Consider the following 24244-nt stretch of genomic DNA (forward strand, 5'->3'; position numbering starts at 1 on the left):
CGTCATACCGCCCCGCCCGCCGCGGTCATCAATTCATCGATGTCATGTTCCTGCAGGAAGGCCACGATCCCTCCCGCCTCCGCGATCTTCAGCACAAAATCCGGCAGCGGCTGCGCCTGGTAGCTGCGCCCCGTGGTTATATCCGTGATAACCCCGCTGGACAAGTTCACCTGCACCTCATCCCCTTCCCGGATTTCCGCAGCCGCTTGCGGGCATTCCAGGATGGGCAGCCCGATGTTGATGGCATTGCGGAAAAAGATTCGCGCGTAGGAAGCCGCAATCACGCACCTTATACCCGCACCCTTGATGGCGATAGGCGCATGCTCGCGGCTGGAGCCGCAGCCAAAATTTTGCCCGCCCACCACCACGTCGCCGGACTGTGTCCCCTGCGTGAATTCCGGTTTGATCTCGCAGAAAACGTGCGCCGCCAGTTCCTGCGGGTCGATCGTGATGTTATAGCGCCCCGGGATAATCTCATCCGTGTTCAGGTTATCGCCAAATTTCCATACCTTACCCATAATATTCTCCTTTTTTCACTTGTCATTGCGAGGAACGCAGTGACGAAGCAATCTCAGTTCTTATCTACAACGTCAGTCAATCACTTGTGAAATCTTCTATTACCAAAATAATGCCAATGCGCAGTTTACGCCTTGCGTGGATCCGTGATGCGTCCCGTCAGTGCGCTAACCGCCGCAGTGGCCGGGCTGGCCAGGTAGATTTCTGCTTCTGGACTGCCCATGCGCCCAATGAAATTGCGGTTCATGGTAGTCAGCGCCCGCTCCCCCGCCGCCAAAATGCCGCCGTGTCGCCCAATGCAGGCCCCGCAGCCCGGCTGGGTCACCACGCAGCCCGCGTCCATCAAGGTCTCAATCAATCCTGCCCGCAAAGCGCGCTGGTAGATGCGCTCGCTGGCCGGCGTCACAATCACGCGCGTGTACGCGTGCACTCGTTTTCCTCTCAGGATGTTGGCCGCGGTTTCGATGTCGCCATAACGCGCGTTGGTGCAGGTGCCGATATACACTTCGTGGATTTCCAGACCTTCCACCTCTTCGATTGGCTTGACGTTTTCCACGCGCGGATGGCAGGCCACTGCCGGCCCCAACTGCGATACGTCCACCTCGATAACGCGTTCATATTGCGCGTCCAGCGGCTTTAGGCACGCGAACGGGCCCTGTAAACCGGCTTCGTTTTCCAGATAAGCCGTGGTCACTTCGTCCGCTTCGATCAGTCCGCACTTGGCGCCAACCTCCGTGGACATGTTCGGGAAGATGATGCGCTCGTCCACCGACAGACCACGGATGTACTCCCCGGCGAACTCCACCGACTTGTAAGTGGCACCGTCCATGCCCAGCAGCCCCGCGATGTGAAGCATGACGTCTTTGGCGCTCACGCCCGGCTGGGTCTCGCCTCTTAATTCAACCCGGATGCTTTCCGGAATGCGGAACCAGCACTTACCCGTCACCCAGGCCACCCCGATCTCGGTTGAGCCCAAACCCGCGCCGAAGGCGCCCAGCGCCCCGTAGGTGTTGCTATGCGAATCACCGCCGATAATGATCGCGCCCGGCCGTACGTAGCCTTCCTCGATCATGACCTGGTGGCACACGCCCTCGCGGTGGAAGTGCGGCAGCCCCTGCTCCCGCACAAAGTCCAATATCATACGATGGTTCTCCGCCGCCGCGATATTGGGCGCCGGATAGGCATGGTCGAAAAACAGCACAATGCGTTCTTTGTCATGGATCGGTTTACCGATCTGTCTGAAAGCTTTAATGGCTAACGGCGTGGTGTTGTCATGGCTCATGATATAGTCAACATCAACCATCACGATCTCGCCGGCACGCACCGGCCTTCCCAACTTACGTGAAAAAATCTCCTCAACTAACGTACCCATAATTTCTCCTCTAAATGCCTGCGTTCAGCGCGGCCGCTGCTCTGATCGCGTTGCCGTTATTGCTGCCGTTATAGCGCTTCAACACGATGCGCGTGTCGCTGCGCTTTACACCCCGCATAGTGCGGATCTCTTCAATCAGGTTATTCAGCGCCATCACATCTTCTACATGCACAATAGCGCTGATATCGTAATCACCCGAAATCTCATACACGCTGCTGACGCTCTCAAAGCTGCGCAGCCGCCGCACCACCAGCGAGGTGTATACGTGCGATTCCACTTCCAGCATGATTAACGCGCTGATATCGTGCGGGATCACGTCCAGCATACGCCCGGTCACTTTTTCGGCAATATCAATGATGTCTGTGTCGAATAACTGCCGGTTCTGATCGCCGGCCTCTTTGATACCCACCACAATCGCTTCCAATTCCGCTTCGCTCACCTCGATGCCGAATTCCTCCAGGCGTGCCTGCACGGCACTCTTGCCGGTGTATTTGTCGATCACAATCTTGCGTTCCCGTCCCAGCATGGCCGGGTCAAAAGGCTCATACGTGCGCGGATTCTTCAACACGCCATTGGTATGGATGCCGCTTTTATGCGTAAAAGCGTTCTCGCCGGTTACCGGCTTGTTGGGCGCCAGAAACACGCCCGAAATCTTTTCCACGTAAGCCGACAATTCCATCAACGGTTCCAGGTTATATTTCTGCACGTCCTCCAGGTTATTAAAAGCGACAATGGTTTCCACCAGATCCGGAATACCGGTGCGCTCGCCTAAACAGTTGACCGTGGTATGAATACAGTCCGCGCCTCCGCGAATGCCTTCCATGGCGTTTGCCAACGCCAGCCCGTAGTCATTGTGGCAGTGCAGGTCGATCTTGCAGGGCAATAAGCGTTCGCGCAGTGTGCGCACCCGTTCGTAGAAGGTATGCGGCTGCATGATCCCTAGGGTATCCGCGAAGCTGATGCGGTCGGCCCCGGCTTCGATGGCCGCGTTGCACACCCGCACCAGGAATTCCATACCCGTGCGCGAGGCGTCTTCCGGTGTGAAACGCACCTTTAATCCCAGGCTGCGCGCATAGGCCACGCTCTCGGTAATGATGTCGAAGGCTTCGTTCTCGGTTTTATGCAGCTTATCTTCCAGATGAATCTTTGAGGTCGCGAAAAAGATTGCGGCCCGGTCCGCGCCGCTGGCTTTGACGCGGTCAATAGCTGCCCGCGACGCGATCGAGTGCGCCACGATTTCAGCTCGCAAGCCCTCCCCCGCGATACGCTCGATCGCCGCGGCCACGTTGGGTGAAACGCTCGGGTCGCCCGCCTCGATCATCTCCACACCCACACTGTCCAGCAGCTGCGCGATGTGAACCTTCTCGTCAATCATAAAATTGACGTATGGCGTTTGTTCCCCTTCTCTCAATGTTGAATCCAGTATTTCGACCATGTCGTGCCTTTCCTGATTTCCAATTCTTCAGTCTCCTGACAATAAAAAAGCCCCCCGTTACCGGGAGGCTCTATTTTCGGATTGAAGAAAGATATGAAAATCTATTCCTTATTTATCTATCTCTATTCTGTTTAACCGAAATACGCCCAATCCCGACAACCCAGGTCGCGGTGATGGGCTCGTGTTTAGATTTTGCCAATTCAGAATTCAAATTTCGGTTCGTAAACATTAAAGATAATAATTTACTATAACTATGACATTTGTCAAGGGCAAACGCGCAATTTGTTATACCGGCGCCTGTTTCTACCAGTATTGGTGCACCAGCGGGCGGATATATTTCTCGTAGATCGCCCGAGTCTGCTGCATGGTTTCCTTGCTCAAAGCCGGCATATTCGCCGCGGCAATGTTCTCCTCCGCCTGGCTGGGCCGTTTGGCGCCCGGGATGGCGCAGCTGACCGCGTCGAACATCAGGATCCAGCGCAGCGCGAATTGCGCCATGCTCATATCCTTCGGGCAGATTTGTTTCAATTCCTCCACCGCCTGCAAGCCGGTTTCGTAATCGACGCCGGAGAAAGTTTCTCCGCGGTCAAAGGCCGCTCCCTCGCGATTGAAAGCGCGGTGGTCGTCCTTAGAGAACGCGGAATCCTTCTTGAATTTTCCGGTCAGCATACCAGAAGATAATGGTACGCGCGCCAGGATGCCCACCTGATGCTTTTTAGCCTGCTCGAACAACAGGTCCGCCGGTCGCTGCCGGAAAATATTGAAGATCACCTGAATGGTTTGAACGTTGGGATATTCCAGCGCCTTTAGCCCTTCCTCGACCTTCTCCACGCTCACGCCGTAATAGCGCAACTTGCCCTGTTGGACCATGTCGTCCAGAATGCCGAACACTTCCGGCATGTAGAACACTTCAGTCGGCGGGCAGTGCAGTTGTAGCAGGTCGATGCAGTCCGTCTCCAGGTTCTTCAGACTGCGTCCCACGAATTCTTCCAGGTTGGCGCGGTTGTAGCCTTCCGCGTATTGGTGATCCAGGCGCCGGCCGGCCTTGGTGGCAATGTGGATCTCCTCGCCGCATTCGCGTTTCAACCTCGCCAGTAGCCGTTCGCTGCGCCCATCGCCGTAAACGTCGGCAGTGTCGAAGAAGTTCACGCCAAGCTCCACCGCGCGCCGCAGCGCCGCCAGTGATTCGCTGTCGTCCACCTCCCCCCAGGTACCGCCGATCGCCCACGATCCAAAACTGATTTCCGAGACCTTCCATCCGGTCCGTCCCAAGGTGCAATATTCCATGATTCACCCCAATCTTATAATTATTAATTTAATCAAATTATGCCATAAGACGGTTAATAACTGTCTTTTTTTGTCAGCACGTTTTTAAATTCCTTTTGTATCTTATAATTCTGACCTGGCAAGATATAAATTCTTTAATTCAGGTGAATAACATGGCAGAACTTATCATCAAGGACAAAGACTTTTCCGGCGAGCTGCTGGCTTTCGCGCAGGACCTGGTACGCATTCAAAGTTATTCCGGGCAAGAAGAACCCGCAGCGCGCGCCATCGCCGCCAAAATGGAAGCGCTTGGTTATGACGAAGTCCGCGTCGATTCCTGCGGCAGCGTGCTCGGCCGCATCGGCAGCGGCCCCGTCTCCCTGATGTTTGAGTCCCACACCGACACGGTCGTGGTCAACGACCCGCATGAATGGGCTTACCCGCCTTTCAGCGGCGAGATCGCGGACGGCTTTTTATGGGGCCGCGGTTCGGTGGATATGAAAGGCGCCCTGGCCGCCTCCGTTTACGCGCCCATCATCGCCCAAAGCCGCGGCGCGCTGGACGGCAAGACCATCTACGTTTCCTGCTCCGTTTTTGAAGAGGACTGCGACGGAGTAGCCACCAGCAATTTACTGGACGAATTCAACCTACGCCCGGATTTTGCCGTCATCTGCGAGCCCTCCGGCAACACCGTTGCCATCGGCCATAAGGGCAAAGCCCAGGTGGTCATCCAAACCCACGGCGTTTCCGCCCACGGCTCCGCGCCAGAAAAAGGCGTCAATGCCGTGTACGAAATGGCCGAGATTATCCAGCGCGTGGAGCAAACCAACTTAAACCTGCCCGTCCTGGACGGCAGGAAAGGCACGTTGGTGCTGTCCCGCATTTCCTCCAAGGCTGTTTCCCTCAATGCGGTGCCGGATGAATGCGAGATCTACCTTGACCGCCGTTTGGTGATCGGTGAGAATGAGACCACCCTGCAGGCCGAAGTTGAAAAGATCATCGGCAATAAAAACGCAACCTGGGAGATCGACACCATCCACCGTACCGCCTGGACCGGCAAGCCCATCACCTACCACCCGCTGCACGCCGCCTGGAAGATCCCCGCTGATCATCACCTGACCCAAAGCTGCGTGCATGCCTTCGAACAGGTCTTTGGCCGCGCGCCGCAGGTCTTCACCTTCTGGGATTTCGGCACCAACGCTGTCGCGCTGGTCGGCCGCGATATCCCCTGCATCGGTTTTGGCCCAGGCGATTCCAAGCTGGCTCACATGCGTGACGAAAAATGCCCCGTGGATCAGATCGTGGATGCCTGTGCGTTTTATGCTCGGGTGATCGAGCAAATATAAGCTTTCTATCTCACCTCAATTTATTTGTAACCATACAAAAACCGTTGAGTCGTAATCGTTGACACAACGGAACATTTTTCATTTTGTCGCGTATATCAATTAACAGGTTTTGATAAACGGAAGTTCTTACGAATCTCAATTCGTGATTTCAAGATTTTTCGCTAAGAGGTGATTTATGAGTCAGAAACTCCAGGGTCTTTCTCACGATGAACGATACCAGCTTATATTATTCACGCTTTTCCTGGTCTTTTTGATCGGGCTCTTCCTCACAACCGGATTATTGTTAATAAAATATTTCCCCAACTTAGTAAACACCATGACTCTCGGAAATATCAGCTTATCGCCTGATCTGGGGATATTTCTGTCTCTGATCCTGTTCAGTGCCGGCTTGGCTTTTACATTGTTGGTTGCGGTCATTCAGGATACTCTGGAGTTTTCGTACTCTCCGGTATTGGTCTATGATGCGATTGGATTGGTCGGCTTTCTGCTTTCCCTTTTCAACGCCTTCCGTCATGGTGGATTTTTCCATGGCACGCTTTTGATAGGGATATTTGTTTTCGAAGGGCTATTGATTACCTGGCTGGGGGTTAAATTAATCGATTGGTGTGATACGCTCTACGGGTATTCCCCTTTTTCGTTACGCAAAGGGTTCACCTCCAGACAGGTTTCACGGGAAATGAAAGAGGATTCTTTCATCGAGGGCTTTTTGCCAAAACGGAAATAAGACGGTTTTACCGGTTATTGAGATTAGTTTGATCGGAGGGGATTTTCTTTGCGCTCCTCCTTCAGCCTTTTCTTTTCTTCGTACATTGCCATATCCGCTCGTTTCATCACAACGTTTAAGTCTTCTTTGTCTTGCGTCGTCGTAAAGCCAATCGCAATGTCTACCGGGTGTGACTCGCTCGTCGCATTAAATTTCTCAATATTCACACGGAAACGATTGATGATCTCCTGGCAGTCATTGGAATCAGTCGCTAATAACACCAATGCGAATTCATCACCGCCCAACCTCGCCAGTATGTCGTCTTTGCGGAAAGTTTGGTTGATCAAGTCGCTGATATTGCAGATTATTTTGTCGCCTTCCTGGTGGCCATAGGTATCATTTATCTTCTTAAGATTATTTGCGTCAATGATGACAATACTGACAGGGTATGCGCGGCCGAAATTGATCCGTTTTAACTCTGCTTCAAGAAAGGCTTTATTGAATAAACCTGTCATGCCGTCGTGCGTCGCCAGGTAGCGGATTCGTTCGGTCTCCTGATTCTTGATTTTCCGCCGCTGATTGATTCCCCAAATACCGACCAGAGCGATGGGATAAAAGAAGATGGAAACGATAATGACAGGTAATGCATTTTTCTTCTGTGCTTCTTTTAATTCCTTCTCTGGAATAAATGAGATGATCTTCCAAGCATATTGCGGGATTTCATTAACGTCGATTTCTTTGAAGTAGGATTCATGCCAAATTTGTGTATTTCGCAGCAATATATCCTCTAATGGGTAAATGGTTGAAAAGGTCCACAATCCCATTTGATCGATGATTTGACCATCTTCACCTGAATTAATGGAACTCCATTCCTGAGGATATCGGTTTTTAAAACTGACATCGCTTCCAAACACAAATGCCCACTCGTCCTGGGGCTCGGGGCTGACCAGCCAATATCCATCGACATTAACCAACATCAGGTGATTACTTGAAGCAGAGAATTGTTCCAGCATCTGAGTAGCATTGAAATTCACGATTAAAAACCCTTGCTTTTCTCCTTTGGAATCAGTAAGCGGTGTACAGATGCGCACCACTGGTTTATAAGGTACTTCAACCTGATCTTTTTCGACGTTCAAATCCAACCGGGAAATATAAATCCCCCCTTCGGGTAAATCTCTACAGATCGGGAAATAACTGCGGTTGCTCTTATCCTGTAAATCCTGGTCGGGAACCACGAGTGGAGATGCGTATTCATCTTCATAATCTACCCGGATAAGTTCCATTCCGGTCATGTCCAAAATGCGGATCTGATCATATAGTGCTGTCACATTGGATAAGTTGCCGAATAATTGTTTTACCGCCAGCCTGTTGATATTAGATGGATCATCAATATAAGAAATCACACGAGCATCGTTGCTGAGAAATTCAATTACAAGCAATCCCTGCGTCACCCCCTCCGATAAACCGGTGCCGGCTCTCACGATTGTGTTTGTTTCACTATATTTCAATGCTTCAAGGTTCTGTTTTTCTTGATAACGAATAAGAAGTAATTCTCCACCCAACATCAGGATAATCACGATGATATAAGAAAGAATATTTATTAAACCGTTCACAAGGGAGGTTTTTACTTTCATTATTCTAAGTAGAATTCACCTTTCCCTATTAATTATATATACATAATTTTTCAGGTTGGTTACTGATAAATCAGGTCAGATGAAATATTCTTACCGATGAATACACAGAAAGATTAGCTGATCATTGACTCTATAGACCAATTCAGCCTGGTCGACTTGATATTCCTCCGGCGATAACTGGTGTGCTAACAGAGCTTCAGTCGCAGTGGCCGCGCCATCATTGCTAACTACTGCAAACACCCGCGGGTGGCTCTCCTGCTCGATGCGGTGCATATATTCATCCCCCACCCCCATCCGTTCAAGGTAATACCAATACTGCGCGTCGGATGGAAACACCACTGCCACTGCGTCGCCTGGTTCCAGGTTCTGGCTGAGGAATTCGGCTGCCTGCTCGATCTTTCCGGGATCCGCTTGCCAGCCAGGGAAATATACATGCACGCGTTGGTAGGACCATACCGCGCCGATTACGAGAATTCCGATGGTTGCCGCGTTCTGCCAGAGGAACCGCGGCTTTTCTTTCAATCCGTTTAGCAGTGCCAACAACCCGGCACTAGCCCAAATCAACCACAACGGCAGCATAAATACCCACAAACGATCATAAGGGTTGCGCCGCATCGGGATCACAACAGCCGCCAGCCAAATGGCACTGGTGACCTGTAGAGGGACTTTCACCTTGCTGATTACCTTGTGAAAAACCAGTGAAAGCACAAACCCACCCGCCAGCACGAGGCGCACTACCAGCGGCAGGTCGAAATGCCACTTCATCCAGGTGCTTTCCATTTCATCTATTAAAATTGGCCAGAAATCAGTCCAGCTCATTTTTCCAACGAAGGGATTCCCAATCAACGATTGCAGCCCTGTACCGATTAATATCACCGGGGAATATAAAATAAGGGTTCCGATGATCACCAGCACGCCGGAGGCGATCAGATACTTCAATAATCTGCCAAACGAACCATATACAGTATCCTTGCGCGCCAACCACCCGCTGACCAGGATCCAAAAGCAGGCTGCGCCAAAGGGATATAGCATGAACGGCGCAGTGTAAAAACCCAGGATGCCGATCAGAGTGAACAGCAGCCACCCGGCCAGGTTGGCATGCTTAACCAAATAAACCGCCAGGCTGAATAAGAGCAGGCTTAGAAAGGTGTATTGACTGTACCCGCGTGCGTTGGTACTGGTTTCTATCAGCATCGGCAGCATGGCAATCAAGCCGGCGCTCAACACGGCCGGTTGACGTCCATACAACTGCCGCGCCAGCATATACCCTGCCGGCACACAGAGAATACCGCTAATGAAAGCCGGCAGTCTTACCGCCCAGGGTGCGCTGCCAAACAAGTCCATGGATAGCTTGACCAGAACGGTATGGAAAATATGGTTATTGGGCAGGCTGTAATCGGAGATCAGGTTGCGCCAGGGCCGCGAAGCAAAGGTCGTTACGGTATAAGCTTCATCGTAGCGCATTGGGTAGCTGAGGAATAGCCAACGCACCAGCACCGCCGCGCCCATCAACACCAGCACTGCTGCCGTGTACGGCCAATATTCCCTCTTGGGGCGCGCGTCATCCCAAAGTTGCGCGAACTCCCCCGGTAGCTGCCTGAAATGCTTCTTTACCCACGCGGAAAAACTTGCCGCCCACTGTTTTGTTTGCCGCGAACGCACTAATTGATACAAGCCCAACGCCAACAGAACACCGCCCATTGCCCAAGCCCAGGGCTGCAAATTATGAAAGGCCGTTTCAGTAAGGCTGGCCATGCGGTGTTTGGGGCTCAGCCAACGCATAACCGCGTGCGCCTGTCCATAAGGCAGGCTGAATACTCCGGCTAAACCTCCCCCAACCAGGAAATCAAAACAAAGGATTAACCACCACAGCCAATTCGATGTTTCGGCTTTGGTACTAATAGCGAAATTGGTATTTACTGTACGATTTCCCACAAATTTATGACCCGACTATGATTTTTCTTATCCTAACACTCCATTTTTTTTATGACTATATACAAATTGTTAAATTTATGTAAAAAGTTTGGGGATGGTGAAATTTGGATGTTTTTCCCTCTATTTCGTACGTAAAGTATAATTTATTCTCATGACAAACAATAAGATCCTCGCCAAGATGAGAAACAACCAGCCCGCGCGCGGCGTGTGGCTCGGCATCCCCAGCGTCCATAGTGTGCGTTTACTGGCACGCCTGCCCCTCGATTTCATGATTATCGATATGGAACATTCGCCCACATCGTTGGAAAACATGGTCAACATGGTCGCCGCGGTCACCAGTTCCGGCGGCCCACAGGCTGTCGTACGCCTGTCGCAAGCCAGCTCTGAAAATATCAAATCCGCCCTGGATGCCGGCGCGGCCGGTATCATCGCCCCCATGATCAATACCCGTGAGGAAGCTGCCCGCGTGGTTTCCTGGGCTAAACTACCGCCTATCGGCTCGCGCTCTTTTGGTTCATCCTATGCCGGCCTCACCTGGGGCCAGACGCCCGCCGAGAATGCCCGCATTTCTAATGATCAGGTCATGGCCGCCATTCAGGTCGAAAATAAAGCAGCTTTAGACAACCTGGACGACATCTTCAGCACACCGGGTTTGGATATGGTGCTGGTCGGCCCCCTGGACCTGTCGCTCTCACTCGGTATTGATTTTTTTGCAGGCCAGCCTTCAGCCATTTTAGACGAAGCAATGGAAGCCATCCTGGCCGCCGGCCGCAAGCACAACGTGCCGGTTGGTATCTACTGCCCCTCCGCCGAAATCGCCCGCCAGCGCATCCAGCAGGGTTTCCTTTTCGTCAACGTCGCTATGGATACCACTACTTTAATAGAAGGTGTCAAGCAGGCACTTCAGGTCAGTGAGACATCAATTCGGGAAGAATAATCAATATAATTTTGGCCATTCTATCGGCGGTGTAATTACTTTTCATTTTGCATTACAGCCCGATACATTTGATGCCGGTTATTTTGCTTGGGACTGGCGTTGATTGGCCTATGATATTCAGAAACCGGAAATTTATATAATATTCCAATACCGATATTCGCATTTATTATGCGTATAATGAAAATTGTATATAGTTAGCGAATACAACACCATACGCATCGCCACTATAACCTAAATAGAATTGAGAGACTGGATGATAAAGAATCTGTTCGCACATATCCATACGGCTTATACCCATATCAGTCGTGTATTGTCCGAATTTTGGTTGAAACCGGTCACACCAGCGGCCGGTATAACCGTACCCAGCGAACGCCGTCAGGTCAAACTGATCTCCACCATGTTGTTGGTCATCGCGATCGCGATGACCAGCGGTGTGGTATTCATGGGTTTCTTTAGTTCAAATAAGGTGGTTGGGTACGTTCTTGCCGGTGCGCAGGTCGGCATGGTTGCCGCGTATTTTGTGAGCCGAACGCGGCATTATAACCTGGCTGCCTTATTGGCTTTGCTGATCCTTTCCATCATCCCTATCCTGAACATTACTTTGAGCCGCGATCACAGTGCGCATGCGCTGCTCATCCTGCTGATATGGAATACGCTCACCATCCTGCTCAGCAGCACCATCACCACCTTGCGTTACACATTGATCTTCATCATCATCAACATCCTGACCCTGCTCCTCATTCCTCTGTTTGTAACAAGTGTTACATACGCCAATATGACATTACCGCTTATATTCAACACCGTTATTTCCTTGACAATCCTAATCTTTACCCGGCATCGTAACCTGATGGAAAAAGATCGCACGTTGGAACTTTCCCGAATAAATGAACAATTAAAAGTAGAGCTTTCCGAACGCAAAAAAGCGGAAAAACAGTTAACCCATACGGCATTGCATGATTCACTGACCAATTTACCCAATCGTATTCTATTCATGGACCGCCTTTCACAAACCTTGGAACGTGCTAAGAGACATGAAGATTTCAAATACGCAGTGCTCTTCCTTGATTTGGACCGTTTCAAGGTCGTAAATGACAGCTTGGGACACAAAATTGGTGACCGCTTGTTAATTGAAAGCGCCCGTCGCCTGAGCACCTGTTTACGCGGGGAAGATACGGTTGCCCGTTTTGGTGGTGACGAATTTGTTATTCTGCTTGAAGATATACTGGATACCAGCGATGCCATCCGCATCGCCGAACGTATCCAGAATGAAATGTCTATCCCTTTTGATCTGGATGGATATAAAGCCATCATTTTCGTCAGCACGGGTATTGTGATCGGAAATCCTTCATACCACCAGCCGGATGATATCGTACGCGATGCCGATATCGCCATGTACCGGTCAAAAGGGAAAGGCTTGGGCCGCTATGAAATCTTTGACTCATCCATGTTGGACCATGTGATGACCCGCTTGGAACTGGAAACGGATCTGCGAAAAGCGTTGAATTTTCAAGAATTCATCGTTCATTACCAGCCAATCCTCGAAATGAAAACACAGCGTATTATCGGTTTTGAAGCTTTGGTTCGTTGGCAGCACCCCACAAAAGGACTTATCATGCCTGCCGAATTCATTTCAGTTGCTGAAGAAACCGGTTTGATTGTTCCGATCGGTTACTGGGTCCTGGACGAGGCATGCCGCCAGATTCACACTTGGCAGGCGCAATTCCCTGCCAGTCCGCCTTTATCGATTAATGTAAACCTGTCGCCCAGGCAATGTGCCCAACCTGATCTGGTTTGGAATATTTCCAAAATCCTCAAGAAAAATGAATTGGACGGTCGTCACCTAAAATTGGAATTGACTGAATCACTGATTATCGATGAATCCGGATCGGCAAAAACCATGCTCGCGGGTTTACGCGATTTGGGTATTCAGGTTCAAATCGATGATTTTGGTACAGGTTATTCCTCGCTCAGTTATCTGCACACCCTGCCGATCGATACCCTCAAGATAGATCGCAGTTTCATCAGCCGCCTGGGAACCAGCGCGAACAATACGGAAATTGTTCAAACCATGTTCTCGCTGGCTCATAACCTCGGCATGAAAGTCATTGCCGAAGGTGTTGAAACCAACGAGCAGCTATCCTCGCTGCAAACGATGCAATGTGATTTTGTACAGGGTTTTCTTTTCGCGAAACCGGTTAACAGCCTGGAAGCTGGTGCTTTACTGAATAAACCACACGCACAACCCGGGTCTGAGTAAAGAAGTGATAAGTATTTGATGTTTATTAGAACAGCTTTCAAATGGGGCTGAGTGAGAACGCAAACGCAAAAAATGGGTATAATGATATCTACTTGGTCGGTTAAGTATCGGCCGAGAAATTAACCGCGAAACATTTCGCAACAATCTATCGGGTCAAGTGTCTGCCTTGGCTCTACAGAGTCAAGGAGTATTTTTTTAAATGCAATTCGAACAATTTTCTTTTGATCCGCGCATCCTCTCGGGGATTAATTCCGCGGGTTATACAACCCCCACCCCCATCCAGCAGCAGGCCATTCCGGTTGTGCTTAAACAGCACGACATTCTTGGTTTGGCTCAAACTGGAACGGGAAAAACCGCTGCTTTCATGCTGCCAATTTTGCAGCTGCTTAGTGCCGAACCCTCGCGTTATATTCGTGCGCTCATCATTGTCCCTACCCGGGAACTGGCTGAGCAAATTCACCAGACAGCCAAGGATTTGGGAAAAAACACCCGTTTGCGCAGCACGACCATCTATGGTGGTGTTGGCAAAGGTGCCCAGTTAAATGCCTTACGGCGCGGTACGGATATTGTCGTAGCCTGCCCCGGCCGGTTATTGGATCTGCTGAATGACAAACTGATCGACCTGTCCCACGTTGAAATATTGGTGCTGGATGAAGCCGATCACATGTGCGACATGGGCTTTCTCCCGGATATCCGCCGCATTCTAAAGCGCGTACCGGAAAGACGACAGACACTTTTCTTCGCCGCTACCATGCAGGATGAAATTCGATCGTTGGCTAATAATATTCTCCACGATCCGGTCACCGTCCAAATCGGCATCATTGCCCCAACCAAAACAGTGTCCCATGCGCTTTATCCCATCCCACAGACGTTAAAGACAACCCTGGTTACAACCCTGCTGCATGAGCTGAAAACGGATCGCGTTTTGATCTTCACCCGCACCAAGCACCGTGCCCGCACATTGGCCGGTAAATTGGATAAACAGGGCTTCCGCACCACAGCTTTGCAGGGCAATATGTCCCAAAACCAACGCCAGGCTTCTTTGGATGGCTTCCGTAATGGTAAATTTGATATTCTCGTGGCTACCGATATCGCTGCGCGCGGTATTGATGTGTCCGAGATCTCGCATGTCATCAACTTTGATATGCCGGATACCGTGGATGCCTACATTCACCGCATCGGCCGCACCGGGCGTGCTGAAGCCACCGGCAAAGCTTTCACCTTCTGCACATCAGAGGATGAGAGCATGATCCGCGACATTGAGAAGGTGCTGGGCCACAAAATCGAGCGTGAGCGCCTGGAAGGTTTTGATTACGCCAGCCGCCCCCGGGAAAATTCGGAGCGGCAGGATCGTCCTGCTCAATCGCAGAACCGTTCCGCTCAACCGCGCCGGCGCAATTCCAGCACCGGTTTCCAGCGTTCATCGAATCAGCGCAGCCGCGCTGCTGAGAGATAGACCGGCGATAGCCCCAATCGGCTTTCAAAATTAAATATGTTGCGCCAGGTTGCATACAAACCTGGCGCTTATTTTTTGAGCAAGAACACCTTGCTTTGATAATCCATTTTCACGATAAAATACAACCCTGATCCATGGAAAAAACAACCCTTCGTATCCTTCAGAATGGCCGCATTATCTTTCAGAGCGAAAAGCGCTGGCTCATGCCCCTTTTTGATTTTGAGGAGTACTTGCACGACCATCCTCAGGATACCGCCGCGCTTGAATTCCACGATAAAGTCATCGGCAAAGCCGCGGCCCTGCTGATGATCCGCCTGGGTGCTGCCGGTGTGCATGGTGATGTAATGAGCCGCCTGGCCTGCGGCATTCTGGACCACCATGCCATCCCTTATACCTACAAAACCCTCGTGGACCGCATCGACTGCCAGACCGAGCAAATCTTGCTGGAAATTGATGACCCCGAAAGCGCCTACGCCATCCTGGCTGAACGCGCTCACCGCTCTGCGTCCTAAAAAAACCTGGTTCTCGTGACATCCGTGGTCAAGAAAAAAGCCGGAAAAAAAGGCAACCGAATGTCCAAGAAGCGCCATCTGTGTGCATTAACTATTAAAAAGTTTCTCTGTGTTTATCTGTGTCCATCTGTGGTTAATAAATAGAATTGACCCTTTGGCAAGCTCAGAAGTCAATCAGCATTAAAGCAAGACGGCTCTTTTTCAGGAGCCGTCATTTCTTTTTAATTTGATTTTATATACTAGATAGTCTTTTGGTAAGGTTTCCCATTCATTAATACATCATCGATCACCGGCATCCAATCACTGATCGGGAGTTGTTGCGGGCACTTGCTCAAGCATTCTCCGCATTGGATGCAGTTTTCCGCGCGTTCATCTTCATTCACAAAAGTTTTATAAGTGATGATTGTTCCTTCCAGATCGTCAAAAACAGCAATACGATTATATAGGTGGAATAAGTATGGGATATTTACGCCATTCGGGCAAGGCAGGCAGTATTCGCAAGCGGTGCAGCCGATCGGGCTGAGGCTGGATAAAGTTTCACGCACCTTACCGATCAGATCTAACTCCTCTTGATCGAGCAACCCTACGCGCGATGCATTGGCCGATTCAAGATTCTGCTCGACCTGCTCCAGCGTACTCATCCCGCTCAACACCAGGGAGACTTCGGGTTGGCTCCACAGCCATTGCAGCGCCCAATCGGCCGGTGTACGTTGGTTTTTCGCTTGCGCCCAGATCGGTTTGGCTGCTGGCAGGTCGGCTGCCAGTCTGCCGCCGCGTAGCGGCTCCATGATCACCACGGCCAGACCTTTTTCCGCCGCATAACGCAGCCCGGCGGTACCAGCCTGATGGTTGATATCCATATAGTTGTACTGAATCTGGCAGAAGGTCCATTTATCGTAGCCATCCACGATCTGCTTGAAAACCTCATATTTATCGTGGAATGAGAAGCCGATATGACGGATGCGCCCATCTTTGACCGCCGCTTCAGCTTTTTCCAGCAGGCCCAGCTTCTTGACCTTTTCCCAGGTACTCGCATTGAGTGAGTGCATCAGGTAAAAATCAACGTGGTCTGTCTGCAGCCGTTCCAGTTCCTCGTTCAGCATGCGGTCGAAGTCGCTACTGTCTTTCACCAGCCAAATCGGCAGCTTGGTCGCAATGCGAACCTTATCGCGGTACCCATCCTGCAGGGCGATGCCCAGTGCGGTCTCGCTGGTTTGGTTGTGATATACATAAGCCGTATCGACATAATTCAAGCCGGCGTCAATCGCAGTTCGCAGCATTTCCGTGGCTTTTTCCTGATCGATATGGCCTGCATCGCCATCAATCGTGGGCAAACGCATAAAGCCAAAACCCAGCGCAGAAGGTTTCCAATCTAATTTTCCAAATTTACGATATTGCATTGAACTCATCCTTTATCAAAAATCGTTTTATATCACAGCAATTAATTGTAACCGACCTTAAATCCGCATTCCAAGAAATTATTGAATGGATTTAACAGGTAATTGAAGTGTTTATGAAAGGGTCCGGTGGAAAATAAATCGTCCAGAATTTTTTTTGAATATTCACCATGACACCAAATTTACGTCTCTATTTTAATAAGCAGACGATCAGTTCACCTTTTGATATTTTCACTTTGTAAATTCCATCTAAATATATGATAAAATGCCTCTACTAGTGTATGAGCGCTTGTTCATTATGCTTCAATCCGGAGGTGATTTTTATACGAAAATATTCCATACAACATAGAAATTTTTTGTTATTGGAGGTGGTTTTTTGAAGATATTAGTAGCTTCTCACGGTACTTTTGCCAGTGGGATAAAAAGTTCGCTCAACATTCTGCTTGGCAAATCGGACAATGTAACAGTAATTGATGCGTACCTCGATCAGGATAACCTCGAAGAAAAACTGGAAACATATTTCCAATCGATTCCTGAAATAGAACAAGTCATTATGTTGTCGGATCTTTATGGTGGCAGCGTTAACCAAAATATGTGTATGCATCTATCCAGGCTAAATACCTTCCTGATCGCTGGCGTCAACCTGGCTTTAGTGCTGGAAATCGCATTGAAAACAGAGCCGCTTGGCCGGGAGCAGTTGGAAGCCATCGTAAAAGACAGTCGAGAAGCATTACGAATTGTTGAAATATCAACAAAAAGCGTGGAAGAAGACGATTTTTTTGGAGGTAGTTAAGAATGGTAAAGTTATTACGACTCGATGAACGGTTGATCCATGGACAAATCGCGATTAAATGGTCCAGGAATTTAGGCGTGAATCGAATTTTGGTTTTAAATGATGAGGCAGCAAAAAACGACCTGATAAAAAAATCGCTATTAATGGCCGCGCCCCAAACCCTAAAAGTAGCTATCACAAGTATGGATGAAGGCATCGATATGCTGAATGACCCCCGAGGAGAAAGCCTGAGCATTTTAGTGCTGGTCAAGACACCTAAGGATGTTCTGGAAATACTGCAGCGCGTTGAAGGTATTAAGAAAGTCAATATCGGCAATTACGGCCGTGTTGCATCCAGAATTGGCATGGACCCTCGCAAAACATACCGCAATAATTTGTATTTGTACGATAGTGAAGCTTCCGTATTAAAACAAATTCTGGAAACCGGCGTCGAATGTGTTTATCAAACAACGCCGGAAGATAATCCGGAATCAATCAATAAAATCATTTAATCTTTTTAGGAGGTTTTTTATGGCTAGCGAAGCATTAAGAATTTGTATTGCCTACCTAATCGTCGTAATACTTGATACGTTTGTCCTTAGTTGGCAATGCATCTCTCGCCCAATCGTTGTCGGCCCCATTGCCGGCTTGATATTGGGTGATTTTAAAACCGGCATCATCTTGGGTGCCTCACTGGAATCCATCTTCATGGGTATTTCCGCTATCGGTGGTTCCATCCCCTCCGACTGGACTTCAGCGACGTTTATTACAGTCGCTTTCACCATTCTTTCCGGTCAGAACACCGAAGCCGGTTTGGCCCTCGCCATTCCCATCGGAACGGTCATGCAATCCATTAGTGGTCTCATGATGACCTTCTGGTCTTCATTGGCTCCTTATTGGGAGAAACTGGCTGTCAGCGGCAAAATGAAGCAATTTATCGGCCAATCCTTCTTTGTGTCATTTTTGATGCAGTCGGTGAGCGCGGTCGTGATGTTCTTCGCTGTTGCCTACGGTACCGGCGGATTGGACGCGCTCTTGGGTGCCCTGCCCGCTTGGGTGATGACTGGTCTGGGTGCGGCATCTGGCATGATGATTGGCATCGGTGTTGCCATCCTGACTTCCATGATCTGGTCCGGTTCAGTTGGCGTCTTCTTCTTCCTGGGTTACGTCATGGTTAAATTCTTGAACCTTTCCACGCTCCCGATCGCCATCATCGGTATTGTCATCGCTGTTACCATCTTCCTGCAGGATAAGGACGTGATTGAAGTGAAAAATTCAATCCAGGAAAAATTAGGAGCAGGTTCCAAGTCATCTGATGAGAAAGGATTTTTCGCATGAGCGCAAATATGGTTGATATTAAAGAGAAGAAGATTCTCAAATCCATGTTTTTACGTTCCCATCTGACCTTCCTGGCTTTCAACATGGTCAAGATGGAAGCCAATGGCTTCACAGCCACAATGGCTCCCGCTATTGAAGAGATCTATAAAGATGATCCCGAAGGCAAAAAGGAAGCTTACCTGCGCCATCAGAACTTTTTCAACACTCATGCAGTTCCTTTCGCTTTCATCGCTGGCCTCGCTTACGCGCTGGAGAAACAGAATAAAGAAAACCCCGGTTTCGACTCTGAGATCATCAACAGCCTCAAGGTCAGCCTCATGGGCCCGACCGCTGGCATGTTCGACTCACTGTTCTTCAACGGTTTGCGCATCATCGCTGCCGGTATCGGCATCGGCTTTGCCTCTCAGGGCAGTATCCTGGGCGCGCTTCTATTCATTCTGCTGTACGGCATCCCCCAGTCCATTGCCAAATATTATTTCCTGAATTGGGGTTTCACCTACGGCACCTCCTTCATCGACCAGATCTTCAGTTCCGGGTTGATGAAAGCGCTGACGAAAGCCACCGCCATTCTGGGCTTAACCATGACCGGCGCGTTGACTGCTACAATGGTCAACGTTCCCTTGAATTGGACAGTCGATATCAACGGCGCTCAGTTGGTTGTTCAGGATGTATTGAATTCCATTTTCCCCGGACTCCTGGGCATCGTGCTGGTATTCGTGCTTGTTAGATTGATTAAAAAAGGCGTCCGGCCTACTGCTTTGATCGTCGGCATCCTGGCCTTAGGGTTGTTGGGTGCGCTGATCGGCATCTTCTAGAATCGGATAATATAAAAGAAAAGGTTATGGATGAAATCATCCATAACCTTTTTACCTAAAACCATGAAAGAACTAATGATGCTATTCGGTGTAACGTTGGCTAAACGCTACACCAGAACGCAAAAAAGAATTTTCTATTCACAAGCCGAGCCTCTTTTTAAAGAGCTGGGCTTTTTGTTCGAATTTCAAAAATCCCGAAACAGATTATCACAAATCACGAACATAATTATTGGCAACCTGGCAAAGGCGCAATACGTTGTTCTATGTCCCTACGACACACCCGCCAAATCCCTGCTGCCTTATCGATATTATCCATTTAACTGGTCGGAAAACGCGCGCCAGGAAAATCGGGAGATTTTCTTACAAACCATTTTTTATATCGGTGTGTGCGCCCTGATTTATTTCGTCGCCGCTCAATTTTCCGTTCTGGCTATGTGGCAAAAAATTATCAGTATCGCTGTATTGAGTGCCCTGCTTATTTTTTCCTACAAGCTCATCATCGGTATAGCCAATCCGATCAATTTCAACCGCAATTCCGCCAGCCTGGCGTTATTATTCTCCCTGGCTCAGCACACGCGGCAGTCGAAGAAAGTAGCTTACGTTCTATTGGATAAAAATACCGGCAACAACGCCGGTTTAAAATTGTTAGCGGAAAGTCAACGGGTCAAGGATCAAAAATTGATTTTTCTGGATTGTCTCGCAAACGGCAAAGAAACCGTCTGCGCACATGAACCCGCCTCAAGTACGGAAGCTCAAAAATTGATCGCCGCACTCCCTCAAATCAAGTTCATCGACCATCAATTTGAAGATAAAGACAGGATGAAAGATACAAATCTACAGATCTTTCCCAATATGCTCCATCTGTGTGTTGGTGAAGTCGAGAATCGTAAATTCCTGGTCCGTAATACAAGATCAAAAAATGATTTCAAAGTCGATATACCAAGGTTAGAGATACTCCGTGAGGGGTTAATAAAATACCTGGAAGGATAAACCAATGAAACTACTATTTCAATCAGACGATTATGGCATCACCGAAGCGGTGACTTGTGGAATACTCAAAGGTATTCGAGAGGGGTTGATCCGCAACACGGGTTTGTTTGTCAATATGCCCAGTTCAAAGTTTGCCGCCGAACAGATCAAGCATTATCCCCAATGTAGTTTCGGCATTGATATTAACCTGGTGGCCGGTAAACCTGTTTCCCCCATCGACCAGATTCCCAACCTGGTAAAGCCCTCCGGTGAATTCTATACTTCCGGGGAAATTCGCGCTAAGACAAACTCAAAACCCCATACCGATCTATCCGGTTCCCTGATTGAGGATATGGGAGAAGATCCTTATCCTCTGGATGAGACTTTGATCGAAGTGGAAAACCAGGTTCTCCGGTATATCGAGCTGGTTGGGGAAAAACCCAAATATATCCATCCCCATTCCTTAATGACGGCCAACACCGCCAAAGCTTTGGAAATGATGGCAGAGAAATACGAGCTGCCCTACTCCATTAACTTTTTCAAGCAACATGCTTTTCATTTCATCACCAACAATTGGAATCCGAAACCCTTCCCCGTGGAGCAGCAGATCCAAACCGATGTCGAAGGCAATGTCATGAACGTCATTTCTGAAGTATTCGATCACGAATACTCGTTATTGGGCTGCCATGCCGGTTTTGTGGATGAAGACCTTTTCCAGTGCTCAACCTATACCTTGATCCGGGTCAAGGACCTGCAAATGGCCTGCTCACCCAGACTCAAGGACTTCATTGAAAGCAACCACGTTGAACTGGTCAATTACGATAGTTTTAATTAGTAGGGTAAGGTGACCGGGAAATAAGCAGCCAACCGGTATCACCGGTAAATAGGCTTGCGCTTTCTACCAGGGTTAGCGTAGGAAACAATGGTGGAATCAGAACATCCTGCTTCCGCCATTGTTTTTACCGAAATTTGACCCTTACACCCATATTTTTCACGACCCTATTTATAGAATTGAGAATTCAAGGATGCAATTTGAACAACCATTAGAGGTACAAGCCAGCGCAAATAAGGACAAGATCTTTACAGCTGAATTTACCAATATTGTCGTCGCCGATTTAATGATCCGCATTTGTTCTTACATGCAGGCGGCGCTCCTGCCGCTTTACATTCTGGAACAGGGTTATTCGCCCGCTCTCGCCGGTCTGACGACCTCGGTATTTATGCTGATGGCCATCCTTTCCCGCCCAGCTTCCGGCAACATGGTGGATACGCGCGGAAGATACCTGGTCATGATGATCGGGTCGTTAGCCTACTGTCTGGCAACCGGATTTTATCTATTCGCCATACCCATCAGCCTGCTGCTCGCAATCCGCGCTGTGCAGGGTTTTGGATTCGCCTTTAACGGCACGGCCCTCATGACGATGGCTACTGACATCATTCCCGAGCAAAAACTGTCGGAAGGCATCGGTTACCTGGGCTTGACCCAAACCATTGCGCAGGCATTCGCGCTCGCTTTTGCGCTGATGCTCAGCAGCGCGTACGGTTACGCCTTCTCATTAAAACTGGTATTCGCGGTGACTGTTTTTAACCTGTTGACCTGTTTTCCATTGAAAGCCATCGACAAACGCTTGTTGGGTGCTGCCGCTAAAAACGATGATAAGGCAGCCAACCATAATGAACCGATCCAAAAACAATCTGGTCCAAAACTTCGGATTATCGACAAGGACGCCTGGAAACCTTCACTGATCATGGTATTCGTTGTTTTTGCCGCCAGCGGTGTCGGCACCTTCCTGCTGGCGTTTGCCGTCCAGCGCGGCATTAATAGACCGGGTATGTTTTTCACCGCCTCGGCTCTATCCGTCGCGGCCGCTCGGCTCACTGTCGGAAAAATCCACAATCGTTTCGGTTCAGCCGTGGTGCTGGTTCCAGGATTCATTCTGGTCATTGTCAGTCTCTTGCTGATCTTTTCAGTGGCGAATTTAATGATGTTGATAATAGCGGGAATATGCTACGGATTGGGCATCGGTGTTATGGTGCCAGAGGTTAATACCCTGGCCATTCTGGCTGCGGAAAAAGAGAACCGCGGTCTGGCCAATTCAACCGTGTTCATGGCCATGGACCTGGGTATGGCGCTCGGGGCTATCTCGCTGGGCATATTTGCGGATTATAACGGTTTTGCCAGCATATTCTTGATATGCGCAGGCGTTGTATTCGCTACCCTGATCGCGTACCTGTTTTTGCTAAAGATCGGTTTTTACGGTGAAGGCGCCATTTAGCATACAACTTTTTCATTTGACCACCATATCTGCAAGATAAAATACTTACAAAGAAAGAAGTGAACCCATGATAATTCGATCAGACAAAATTTATTTTGAAGATGGCATCCGGGACGGCTACCTGGTAATAGAGAACGGGCGTATTAGTGAATTCCGTGAATCTCCTGAATCCATTGCGGATTCCATAGACTATAGCGGCTATCGTGTGATCCCCGGCCTCATCGACACTCACATTCATGGCACGCACGGTTATGGTTTGATGGCCGCTGCGGAATCCGACCCCAAAGCCGCCGTGCGCGGTTTCCTGAAAGGCTGCGCGGCCACCGGGCTGACCGGTGTCTTTCCCACCCCTATGCCGGCAATGTGCGCGCACATTGCCAAAGTTGCTGCGGAACAGCCCAACGGCGCCCGTATTCTGGGCATCCATTCAGAAGGACCTTACCTGAACCGTGTCGGCGAGAACGGCGTAAAAACCGAAACACCCGTTGTCGACATGGACCTGATCAAGCAGATCTGCCGGGACTGCGCCGGATATCTCAAACTGATGGCCATTGCCCCCGAAGTTGAAGGCAGCCAGCAGGCCATCGATTATCTACGCGAACGCGGTGTGGTCATGTCCTTCGCGCACAGCAACTGCAATTATGAAGAGGCCATGCTGGCTTTCGAAAATGGCCTGAGCGTTTCAACGCATACAGCCAACGTGATGAGCGGCATTCACCACCGCAATATGGGCGGTTTGGGCGCCTGCCTGCTGAATCCGAATGTGTATAACGAGGTGATCTGCGACGGGATGCATATAGCGCCGGTCATGCTTGAATTGATGTTCCGCCTCAAACCTGCCGACCACTGGTTCATGATCTCTGATGCTTCCGAAGCGGCCGGCGCGCCGCAAGGCCAATACCGTTTTATGGATTTCAAGGTCATTGTGGACGATCAGGGTTTCTGCAAGACCGATACCGGCCGGCTGATGGGCTCCACCAAATCGGTGCTCCACGGTATCTCCGTCCTGGCCAACCAACTGCGCATGCCCCTTGAACAGATCCTCCCCATGGCCTCCCTGAACGCCGCCAAATTCTATGGCTTCGGCGACCGTAAAGGTTCCATCGCTTTGGGTAAGGACGCGGACCTGGTTGTCATTGATGAGGCATACCAGGCCGTGGCCACTTACATGGAGGGCCGCAAAGTCTTCGATGTTCACAAGGATAAAGACTTCTTTAATCAGGATTTTGTCGAAAAATACAGAGTGGCCTGATACTCTCCTTTTAAAGACCCACCTCCTTGTTAGAAGACCACCAATCCTTTCTGGAT

At 49.6% G+C, this 24244-nt stretch carries 21 protein-coding genes; 14 read left to right on the forward strand and 7 right to left on the reverse strand.

Going from position 1 to position 24244, the window contains the following annotated elements; genetic code table 11:
* Positions 1–2: 2 nt before the first annotated feature.
* The 4 genes from Pelsub_RS10605 to Pelsub_RS10620 all read right to left on the reverse strand — a co-directional run bounded on the left by Pelsub_RS10605 (position 3) and on the right by Pelsub_RS10620 (position 4610).
* A complete protein-coding gene (locus Pelsub_RS10605; protein ID WP_116223763.1) occupies positions 3–518 on the reverse strand; it encodes a 3-isopropylmalate dehydratase small subunit in 516 nt (171 codons plus the stop codon).
* 125 nt (positions 519–643) lie between these two features.
* The gene (locus tag Pelsub_RS10610; RefSeq protein WP_116223762.1) at positions 644–1888 is read right to left on the reverse strand and encodes a 3-isopropylmalate dehydratase large subunit; all 1245 of its coding nucleotides are present in this window, start codon (positions 1886–1888) and stop codon (positions 644–646) included.
* 10 nt (positions 1889–1898) lie between these two features.
* Positions 1899–3323 (reverse strand): homocitrate synthase, encoded by a 1425-nt coding sequence (gene lysS, locus Pelsub_RS10615; RefSeq protein ID WP_116223761.1) that lies wholly within the window; start codon positions 3321–3323, stop codon positions 1899–1901.
* Positions 3324–3626: 303 nt separating this feature from the next.
* Entirely contained in the window at positions 3627–4610 is a 984-nt protein-coding gene (locus tag Pelsub_RS10620) for an aldo/keto reductase (protein ID WP_116223760.1), read from the reverse strand.
* Positions 4611–4762: 152 nt separating this feature from the next.
* Here Pelsub_RS10620 and Pelsub_RS10625 point away from each other — a divergent pair, with 152 nt between their 5' ends.
* Positions 4763–5935 (forward strand): YgeY family selenium metabolism-linked hydrolase, encoded by a 1173-nt coding sequence (locus Pelsub_RS10625; protein ID WP_116223759.1) that lies wholly within the window; start codon positions 4763–4765, stop codon positions 5933–5935.
* A gap of 175 nt (positions 5936–6110) precedes the next feature.
* Positions 6111–6659 (forward strand): hypothetical protein, encoded by a 549-nt coding sequence (locus Pelsub_RS10630; protein WP_116223758.1) that lies wholly within the window; start codon positions 6111–6113, stop codon positions 6657–6659.
* 23 nt (positions 6660–6682) lie between these two features.
* On the opposite strand, the gene Pelsub_RS10635 is transcribed toward Pelsub_RS10630, so the two are convergent.
* Together Pelsub_RS10635 and Pelsub_RS10640 are read right to left on the reverse strand one after the other, a co-directional pair.
* The gene (locus Pelsub_RS10635) at positions 6683–8272 is read right to left on the reverse strand and encodes a sensor domain-containing diguanylate cyclase (protein WP_116223757.1); all 1590 of its coding nucleotides are present in this window, start codon (positions 8270–8272) and stop codon (positions 6683–6685) included.
* A gap of 90 nt (positions 8273–8362) precedes the next feature.
* Positions 8363–10207, reverse strand: coding sequence for a glycosyltransferase family 39 protein (locus Pelsub_RS10640; protein WP_116223756.1), 1845 nt, complete (start codon positions 10205–10207; stop codon positions 8363–8365).
* Between the two features lie 151 nt (positions 10208–10358).
* Between Pelsub_RS10640 and Pelsub_RS10645 the strand changes: the two genes are divergently transcribed.
* The 4 genes from Pelsub_RS10645 to Pelsub_RS10660 all read left to right on the forward strand — a co-directional run bounded on the left by Pelsub_RS10645 (position 10359) and on the right by Pelsub_RS10660 (position 15369).
* Complete coding sequence (locus tag Pelsub_RS10645; RefSeq protein ID WP_116223755.1) at positions 10359–11144, forward strand: HpcH/HpaI aldolase family protein; 786 nt, start codon at positions 10359–10361, stop codon at positions 11142–11144.
* 253 nt (positions 11145–11397) lie between these two features.
* Complete coding sequence (locus Pelsub_RS10650) at positions 11398–13401, forward strand: putative bifunctional diguanylate cyclase/phosphodiesterase (RefSeq protein ID WP_116223754.1); 2004 nt, start codon at positions 11398–11400, stop codon at positions 13399–13401.
* Between the two features lie 199 nt (positions 13402–13600).
* Positions 13601–14857 (forward strand): DEAD/DEAH box helicase, encoded by a 1257-nt coding sequence (locus Pelsub_RS10655; protein WP_116223753.1) that lies wholly within the window; start codon positions 13601–13603, stop codon positions 14855–14857.
* A 134-nt stretch (positions 14858–14991) separates the two neighbouring features.
* Positions 14992–15369, forward strand: coding sequence for a DUF1893 domain-containing protein (locus Pelsub_RS10660; RefSeq protein ID WP_116223752.1), 378 nt, complete (start codon positions 14992–14994; stop codon positions 15367–15369).
* Positions 15370–15608: 239 nt separating this feature from the next.
* Here Pelsub_RS10660 and Pelsub_RS10665 read toward each other — a convergent pair whose 3' ends face one another.
* Positions 15609–16769, reverse strand: a complete 1161-nt coding sequence (locus tag Pelsub_RS10665) for an aldo/keto reductase (protein ID WP_116223751.1) — start codon at positions 16767–16769, stop codon at positions 15609–15611.
* Positions 16770–17142: 373 nt separating this feature from the next.
* Between Pelsub_RS10665 and Pelsub_RS10670 the strand changes: the two genes are divergently transcribed.
* From Pelsub_RS10670 to Pelsub_RS10705, 8 genes are all read left to right on the forward strand, one after another.
* Complete coding sequence (locus Pelsub_RS10670; protein ID WP_198418340.1) at positions 17143–17559, forward strand: PTS sugar transporter subunit IIA; 417 nt, start codon at positions 17143–17145, stop codon at positions 17557–17559.
* A gap of 2 nt (positions 17560–17561) precedes the next feature.
* Positions 17562–18050 (forward strand): PTS system mannose/fructose/N-acetylgalactosamine-transporter subunit IIB, encoded by a 489-nt coding sequence (locus tag Pelsub_RS10675; RefSeq protein ID WP_116223750.1) that lies wholly within the window; start codon positions 17562–17564, stop codon positions 18048–18050.
* Between the two features lie 19 nt (positions 18051–18069).
* Positions 18070–18876: a PTS mannose/fructose/sorbose/N-acetylgalactosamine transporter subunit IIC gene (locus Pelsub_RS10680; protein WP_116223749.1), complete on the forward strand. Its 807-nt coding sequence runs from the start codon at positions 18070–18072 to the stop codon at positions 18874–18876.
* The gene (locus tag Pelsub_RS10685) at positions 18873–19691 is read left to right on the forward strand and encodes a PTS system mannose/fructose/sorbose family transporter subunit IID (RefSeq protein WP_116223748.1); all 819 of its coding nucleotides are present in this window, start codon (positions 18873–18875) and stop codon (positions 19689–19691) included. The genes Pelsub_RS10680 and Pelsub_RS10685 overlap by 4 nt, the downstream gene beginning before the upstream one ends.
* 30 nt (positions 19692–19721) lie before the next feature.
* On the forward strand, positions 19722–20681 hold the full coding sequence (locus tag Pelsub_RS10690; RefSeq protein ID WP_116223747.1) for a hypothetical protein: 960 nt from the start codon (positions 19722–19724) through the stop codon (positions 20679–20681).
* Between the two features lie 4 nt (positions 20682–20685).
* Positions 20686–21495, forward strand: a complete 810-nt coding sequence (locus Pelsub_RS10695; RefSeq protein WP_116223746.1) for a ChbG/HpnK family deacetylase — start codon at positions 20686–20688, stop codon at positions 21493–21495.
* A 190-nt stretch (positions 21496–21685) separates the two neighbouring features.
* Positions 21686–22936, forward strand: a complete 1251-nt coding sequence (locus Pelsub_RS10700; RefSeq protein WP_116223745.1) for an MFS transporter — start codon at positions 21686–21688, stop codon at positions 22934–22936.
* Positions 22937–23003: 67 nt separating this feature from the next.
* Positions 23004–24188, forward strand: coding sequence for an N-acetylglucosamine-6-phosphate deacetylase (locus Pelsub_RS10705; RefSeq protein ID WP_116223744.1), 1185 nt, complete (start codon positions 23004–23006; stop codon positions 24186–24188).
* Positions 24189–24244 lie beyond the last annotated feature (56 nt).

The organism is Pelolinea submarina, from assembly GCF_003966975.1.
Classification (GTDB): Bacteria; Chloroflexota; Anaerolineae; order Anaerolineales; family Anaerolineaceae; genus Pelolinea; species Pelolinea submarina.